At 34.7% G+C, this 1,933-nt stretch carries 1 protein-coding gene; it reads right to left on the bottom strand.

Translation table 11 applies throughout. The features are described 5' to 3' along the window. Positions 1-107: 107 nt before the first annotated feature. Positions 108-1,502, bottom strand: a complete 1,395-nt coding sequence (locus tag OZD61_RS04170; protein WP_274979968.1) for a malonyl-CoA decarboxylase — start codon at positions 1,500-1,502, stop codon at positions 108-110. Between the last annotated feature and the right edge of the window lie 431 nt (positions 1,503-1,933).

The following is a 1,933-nucleotide window of genomic DNA, read 5'->3' as shown; positions in this document are numbered from 1 at the left end:
AACTCAACACCAGCTTGCAAATGATTGTCCTTTCCTTCATTTCTCTCCTATTACGAAGATTTTAAACAGGTTCTTAGGAAATTTTCAACATATTTATGCATCTCCTATTACTCCTTCAACATAGACGACACTTTTTTCGAGCAGGAAATCACTTTATTAACCATATAGTTTTCATGATTATTATCTATTTTAGGCAACTCATACAGATAATTTACCATCATTCCAGCCGACTGACTAATACCTTTTTCAGAAGTATCTGCCATCCAGTTTAATTGTTTTATCGATGCACCATTGCTTAAATGAAAATGCGCCACCGGATCATAAGCATTCCCATTACTATTATTCACTTTTAGTAAATAATATGCACATAGTTTAAGCATGCATTGTTTAGTTTCATTTATACATTCAACGTTAATTTTTAATTGCTCTGCACTTTCTAAAATTTCTGCACTAGATTGTTTTATATTTAGTTTGCCCAATAAAGTGACATCTTGGTTTAGATTGTTTTTTAGCCATTTCGTAAAGCCAGGTATTGGAGAAAGAGTTGCGTATGTTTTTATACTTTTAAACTCCTGTGATAGCTTTTCTACAACCCTTTTGATCAAAAAATTACCAAGGCTGATTCCAGATAACCCTGCTTGAGTATTTGATATTGAATAGAATATAGCAGTGCTCGCACTACTTGGATCATTTGAAGGTACCGACTCATCTAAAAGGTGTTGAATACTATCTGCAATCTTATCCACCAATGCAACCTCTACAAAAATTAGAGGTTCGTTTGGTATCTTGTAATGAAAAAAAGCAAAACAGAGACCCAGCCTGTTTTTTAAGTCATCCCAAGAGGAAATTTTATGCACAGCTTCATATTTTATAAGTTTTTCTAGCAATGATGCAGGTGAATCCCAGGTGATTTGACGAAGATCAAGTAGATCAACATCAACCCAAGTATAGAGTATATTTTTTAATTCGCTTTCTAGTGGATTCAAGCTTCTATATTGGTTCTTTAGCTTAAGCACGTCAGAACGCATATCAACAATAAACTTAAGGCCTTCTGGTAAAGAAATAAATTGCTTTAATATTTTAGAACGCGGTGATTCAAGAATTTTTATTAAATCCTGTTCAAATTTATAGTTTAACTCGGGATCTTGGTTTTTCTTATACTCTCTAATTCTCTCATCTATTTCCGCTTTATTCGGATTAAATTTTTCTGCCAGGGTTTGTAGAAATTTTATTTTACCTTTCTCTGATAAGCTTAAGTACAAGTTACCAAGAGATACAGCGTTTTTACGTGCTGAAACCTCCCCTCCCTTTGGATTTAAGCACTCGTTCATCTTCAAGACTAAACTATCGATATCGCAACTGTTGCTTAAATCAGGACTGATGTTACCAATCCACGATCTTACAGCATCTGCCACTCCACCTAGTATTTTAAAAAAGCTTCTTACCGCCTTTTTGTCTTCAACTTTCACTATATCAGTTTTTGCCAATGATTCTTTTGTCATAGATTCCCTTTATTATACATAGCTAATGCAAGTCAGGGTCATACCGCTGCGATATCTCTAGATCCCGCTAACAAGTAGCGGGATGACGAATTTGTCGTTTGTCAAATCGTCGGTAAACCCAAGTTATTTTAGCTACATATAGCTTAAGTTAAAGGAAAATTTTAGCTACATAGCAGGCACTATTACTAGATTATTAATAATTCAGTAATACAATAGACTTCTTGCACTACCTCCCAAGCCACAACTGTCATTCAGTAGAAACGAAAAAACTTACTTGACAAACTCCGCCAGCCTCCTTATCATGAAACTGAAGCTATTTATTTATCTTCGCAATCTGTGCAGGTTAATGACAAAAAACTTGGGGTATTTGGCGTCTCATGTTTAATTTTTCGCACTACGTGCATCGCATGTCTTTAAAAATTTCTGGGTTT

The sequence above is a fragment of the Wolbachia endosymbiont of Drosophila bocki genome (assembly GCF_028982005.1).
GTDB lineage: Bacteria > Pseudomonadota > Alphaproteobacteria > Rickettsiales > Anaplasmataceae > Wolbachia > Wolbachia pipientis.
The sequence above is the reverse complement of the archived record's forward strand: the minus strand, read 5'-3'. Positions and strand labels throughout refer to the sequence as shown.